Source organism: Kitasatospora sp. NPDC101155, from assembly GCF_044768305.1.
GTDB lineage: Bacteria > Actinomycetota > Actinomycetes > Streptomycetales > Streptomycetaceae > Kitasatospora.
In genome coordinates this window covers 1-6,109 of the sequence record NZ_JBIWPN010000115.1, presented here as the reverse complement: position 1 = coordinate 6,109, position 6,109 = coordinate 1, and the positions used below count along the sequence as shown (strand labels likewise).

Below are 6,109 nucleotides of genomic sequence, written 5' to 3'. Positions count from 1 at the left end.
ACCGGCGTGCCCGTCAACTGGCCCACCCTGCTAGGCGGTTCGGGACAGCACCTGGACCTGCCCACCTACCCCTTCCAACACCAACGCTACTGGCTGGACGACCTGCCATCCGTCGGTGACGTCTCGTCGGCGGGCCTCGGCTCGGTCGAGCACCCGATGCTGGGCGCCGTCACCGTCCTCGCCAACTCCGACGGCTACCTGTTCAGCGGCCGGCTCTCGCTCTCCACCCACCCCTGGCTCGCCGACCACGCCGTCCAGGGCAGCGTGCTGCTGCCCGGCACGGCCTTCGTCGAGCTGGCGCTGCGGGCCGGCGAGCAGGCCGGATGCGACGAGCTGGTCGAGCTAACCCTCCAGGCCCCGCTGATGCTGCCCGAGTCCGGCGCCGTGCAGATCCAGCTCGCGGTCGCCGCGGCGGACGACGCCACCCGGCGTGCCCTCACCATCCACTCCCGGCCGGAGTCCGCCGAGGACGACGCCTGGACCCTGCACGCCAGCGGCATCCTGGGCACGGGCGCCGCCGCCGAGCCCCTTCCGCTGACCGTCTGGCCGCCAGCCAAGGCCGCTGCCGTCCCGGTCGACACCCTGTACGAGGAGTTCGCCCGGGCCGGCTTCGGCTACGGCCCCGTCTTCCAGGGCCTGCGCGCGGCCTGGCGGGCCGGCGAGGACGTGTACGCGGAAGTCGCTCTGCCGGAGGAGAAGCACACCGAGGCCGCCCGCTTCGCCCTCCACCCGGCACTGCTCGACGCGGCACTGCATGCCTGCGCCCTGCTCGCCAACGAGTCCGGCCGACCGCAGCTCCCGTTCGCCTGGTCGGGCGTCTCGCTGCTGGCCACCGGCGCCGCCACGCTCCGGGTTCGGATGACCCGGCACGGCGCCGACGCCTTCTCCTTCACGGTCGCGGACGCCACCGGGCGGCCCGTGGCCACCATCGACCAGCTCACCCTGCGCGAGCTGCCCACCGTCGCGCTCGACGGCGCCTGGACCGGCACCCTGCACCGGCTGACCTGGCCGGCCGTACCGCTGCCCGCGCCCGACCCGGCCGCCCCGGAGCCGCGGGTGCTGGCGGTCGAGGGCGACTCTCCCCGCGACGCCGTCAGCGCGGTCCTGGCCCGGCTCCAGGAGCTGCCGGACGACTCACCGCTGGTCTTCGTGACCCGCGGCGCCGTCTCCGCGGACGCCGGGCAGCCGCTGGACCTGGCACAAGCCGCCGCCTGGGGCCTGCTGCGCTCCGCCCAGACCGAGAACCCCGGCCGGATCAGGCTGGTCGACCTGGACGGGCGGGACGCCTCTGAGCAGGCGCTCGCCGCCGCACTGCACCTGGACGAGCCCTGCCTGGCGCTGCGCGACGGCGTGCCGCACGTCGCCCGGCTGGCCCGGGCCGCCGCGCCAGCCACCGATCCGGCGCCCGTGCTCGACCCCGCGGGCACCGTGCTGATCACCGGCGCCACCGGGGCGCTGGGCGCGCTGGTCGCCCGCCACCTGGTCGCCGAGTGGGGCGTCCGGCAGCTCCTGCTGCTCAGCCGGCAGGGCGCCGCTGCCGCCGGTGCGACCGAGCTGGCCGCCGAGCTGACCGAGCTGGGCGCCACCGTCCGGCTCGCCGCCTGCGACGTCGCCGACCGCGACGGCCTGGCCGCCGAGCTGGCGCGGATCCCTGCCGAGCACCCGCTGACCGCCGTCGTGCACGCGGCGGGCGTCCTGGACGACGGCGTGATCGCCTCGCTGAGCCCGGATCGGGTGGACCGGGTGTTCCGCCCCAAGGTGGACGGCGCGCTCAACCTGCACGAGCTGACCCGGGATCACCCCCTGGCCGCCTTCGTGCTCTTCTCCTCCGCCGCCGGCGTGCTCGGCAGCGCCGGGCAGGCGAGCTACGCCGCCGCCAACACCGTGCTGGACGCGCTGGCGCACAACCGCCGCGCGGCCGGTCTCCCGGCGGTCTCCCTCGCCTGGGGCCTTTGGGCCGAGCACAGCGCCATGACGGCCGAGTTGGACGAGGCGGACCAGGCCCGGATGGAGCGGGCGGGCATCCTCCCGCTCGCCACCGCGGACGGCCTCGCGGTGCTGGACGCCGCCTTCGCCACCGAGCAGCCGCAGCTGGTACCGATCCGCCTGGAGTCGGCGGTGTTCCGCACCCAGGCTGCGGCCGGCACCCTGCCGCCGCTGCTGCGCGGCCTGTTCCGCGGTCCGGCCCGCCGCGCCCGGGCGGCCTCCCGCGCCGCCGACTCTGCGCTGCGGCAGCGGCTCCTGGCCCTGCCGGAGGACGGCCGCGCCCAGGCGCTGCTGGACCTGGTGCGCACCCAGGTGGCCGCCGTGCTCGGCTTCGTCTCCCCGCAGGCGCTGGAGCCGAAGCGGACGTTCTCGGAGCTCGGCTTCGACTCGCTCACCGCGATCGAGCTGCGCAACAGCCTCGCCACCGGCACCGGCCTGCAGCTCCCGGCGACCCTGGTCTTCGACTACCCGACCCCGGTGGTGCTCGCCGAGTACCTGCTGGCCGAGTTGGTGGACGACTCCGCCCCCGCCACCGTCGCCGCGGTCGCGGCGGCGAGCGACGAGCCGATCGCCATCGTCGCCATGGCCTGCCGCTACCCGGGCGAGGTGGCCTCACCCGAGGGGCTCTGGCAGCTGGTCGCCGACGGCCGGGACGCGATCACCGCATTCCCGACCGACCGCGGCTGGGACCTCGGCCTGGACACCGGCGAGTTCGTCCGGGCCGGCGGGTTCATGCGCGACATCGCCGAGTTCGACCCGGACTTCTTCGGCATCTCGCCGCGCGAGGCGCTGACCATGGACCCGCAGCAGCGCCTGCTGCTGGAAGTGGCCTGGGAGGCGTTCGAGCGGGCGGGCATCGATCCGGAGTCGCTGCGGGGCAGCCGGACCGGCGTCTTCGCCGGGGTGATGTCCCACGACTACGCCTCGCTGCTCACCGACATCCCGGAGGACCTGATCGGGTTCGCCGGCACCGGCACCGCCGTCAGCGTGCTCTCCGGCCGGGTGGCCTACACCTTCGGCCTGGAGGGACCGGCGATCAGCATCGACACCGCCTGCTCGTCCTCTCTGGTGGCCCTCCACCTGGCCGCCCAGGCGCTGCGCAACGGCGAGTGCTCGCTCGCGCTGGCCGGCGGCGTCACCGCCATGGTGAGCCCGGCCACGTTCGTGGAGTTCGCCCAGCAGGGCGGCCTGGCCGGGGATGGGCGCTGCAAGACCTTCGCCGAGGCGGCGGACGGCACCGGCTGGGGCGAGGGCGTCGGCCTGCTGCTGCTGGAGCGGCTCTCCGACGCCAAGCGCAACGGGCACGAGGTGCTGGCCGTTGTCCGCGGCAGCGCGATCAACCAGGACGGTGCGTCCAACGGCCTGACCGCGCCCAACGGCCCCTCGCAGCAGCGGGTGATCCGCCAGGCGCTGGCCGCCGGCGGGCTCTCCGCGGCCGAGGTGGACGTGGTCGAGGCGCACGGCACCGGCACCACGCTGGGCGACCCGATCGAGGCCCAGGCCCTGCTGGCCACCTACGGCCAGGACCGCGAACACCCGCTGCTGCTCGGCTCGGTGAAGTCCAACATCGGACACACCCAGGCCGCGGCCGGCGTGGCGGGCGTGATCAAGATGGTGATGGCGATGCGGCACGGCGTCGTACCGCGCACCCTGCACATCGACCAGCCCTCCTCGCACGTGGACTGGTCGGAGGGCGCGGTCGAGCTGCTGACCGAGTCCCAGGACTGGCCCGAGCTGGACCGCCCGCGCCGCGCCGCCGTCTCCTCCTTCGGCATCAGCGGCACCAACGCCCACGTGGTGCTCGAACAGGCCCCCGCGTCCAGCCCGGTGCCCAACCGTCAGACCGTCTCGCCGGGCCTCGTCCCGCTGGTGCTCTCCGGCAAGTCCGGGGCCGCGCTGCGGGACCAGGCGGCCCGGCTGCTGGACCTCCTGGCGGCGGACGCCGAGGTGCGGCCGGTCGACGCCGCCCTGTCGCTGACCACCGGCCGTTCGCTCTTCCCGCACCGCGCCGTGGTGCTGGCCGCGGACCGGGACGGCGCACTGAGCGGCCTGGCCGCGCTGGCCGCGGGCGAGGCAGCGGCCGGCGGTGCCGTCGAGGGCCTGGCCCAAAGCGCCGGCACCGCCGTGCTCTTCTCCGGCCAGGGCTCGCAACGGCTCGGCATGGGCCGCGAGTTGTACGAGCGCTTCCCGGTCTTCGCGGCGGCCTTCGACGCGGTCTGCGCCGAACTGGGCGACGGGGTCCGCGAGGTGGTCTGGGGCACCGACGCCCAGGAGCTGCACCGCACCGAGTGGGCCCAGCCGGCCCTGTTCGCCGTCGAGGTGGCGCTCTTCCGGCTGGCCGAATCGCTGGGTGTGCGAGCGGACTTCGTGGCGGGCCACTCGATCGGCGAGGTGGCGGCCATGCACGTGGCGGGTGTCTTCTCGCTCGCCGACGCCTGCGCGCTGGTGACGGCCCGCGGCCGGCTGATGCAGGCGCTGCCGGACGGCGGTGCGATGGCGGCCGTGCAGGCGACGGAGGACGAAGTCCTGCCGCTGCTGGGCGGCTCGGTGTCGATCGCCGCCGTCAACGGCCCGACCTCGGTGGTGGTCTCCGGCGAGCGGAAGGCGGTCGAGGAGATCGCCGCGCACTTCGCGGGCCTGGGGCGGAAGACCAGTCTGCTGCGCGTCTCGCACGCCTTCCACTCGCCGCTGATGGACCCGATGCTCGACGAGTTCCGCGCCGTGGTCGAGCGGATCGAGTTCCGGGCGCCCCGGATCCCGGTCATCTCCAACGTCACCGGTGGACTCGCCACCGAGGAGCTCGTCTGCTCGCCCGAGTACTGGGTGCGCCACGTCCGGGAGACGGTCCGGTTCGCCGACGGGGTCGCCGCCCTGTCCCGCGAGGGTGTGACCCGCTTCCTCGAGCTCGGCCCGGAGGGCGTGCTCTGCGGCATGGCCGCCGAGTCGGTGGCCGGGGCGCTCTGCGTACCCGTGCTGCGCGGCGGCCGGGACGAGGAGGCCACCCTGCTGCGGGCGCTGGCCCGGCTGCACGCGGACGGCGCGCCGGTGGACTGGCCGGCCCTGTTCGCCGGCACCGGCGCCAAGCGGGTCGATCTGCCGACCTACGCCTTCCAGCGCCGGCGCTACTGGCCCGCGCCTGCCGCCTCGCGCACCGGAGAGGTGCGGTTCGCCGGCCTGAGCGCGGCCCGGCACCCCGTGCTGGGTGCGGTGGTCGAGCTCGCGGAGGGCGACGGGGTGCTGCTCACCGGCCGCCTGTCGGTCGAGTCGCACCCCTGGCTGGCCGACCACCGGGTGCACGGCACGGTGCTGGTCCCCGGCACCGGCTTGCTGGAGCTGGCGATCCGCGCCGGCGACGAGGTCGGCTTCGACCTGGTCGAGGAGCTGACGCTGGTCGCGCCGCTGATCCTGCCGAACGAGGGCGCGCTGCGGCTGCAGGTGCGGGTCGGCGCCCCGGACGAGTCGGGGCGGGCACCGCTCGGCATCCACTCCCGGCCCGAGGGCCGGGAGGACTCGCCCTGGGCGGAGCACGCCTCCGGGGTGCTGGCGCTGGACGCCGGCGACGATCCGGTGCCGTTCGACGCCTCGGTCTGGCCGCCGGTCGGCGCGGTGGAGGTACCGGTCGAGGGCGCCTACGAGCGGGTCGCCGAGATCGGCTTCGGCTACGGCCCGGTGTTCCAAGGCCTGCGGGCGCTCTGGCGGCGCGGCGATGAACTGTTCGCCAACATCGTGCTGCCGGAGCAGGCGGTGGAGGACGCCAAGCGCTTCACCATCCACCCGGCGCTGCTGGACGCCGCGCTGCACCCCGGGATCGTCGAGGGCGGCAGCGACGAGACGGGCATCCCGTTCGCCTGGAGCGGGGTCTCGCTGCGCGCCGTCGGTGCGTCGGCGGTGCGGGTGCGGTTGTCCCGGGCCGGCGGCGAGGGGCTGGCGCTGGCGCTGGCCGACTCGCTCGGTCGGCCGGTGCTGTCGGTGCGGTCGATGGTTGGACGGCCGGTGTCGGCGCAGCAGTTGACCGCCGGTGCGCCCGGGGGCTCGCTGTACGGGATCGAGTGGTCCCCGGTGCGCCCTGCCGCGGACACCGCGCCTTCGTGGGCCCAGTGGGAGGAGATCGCCGACGCGGATG

1 protein-coding gene is annotated in these 6,109 nt (G+C 75.4%); it reads left to right on the top strand.

Features of this window, described 5'->3' with window-relative positions; all coding sequences use genetic code 11:
- Nucleotides 1-6,109: type I polyketide synthase (locus tag ACIRYZ_RS46030; protein WP_402955595.1), on the top strand; the 6,109-nt coding region annotated here is incomplete at both ends.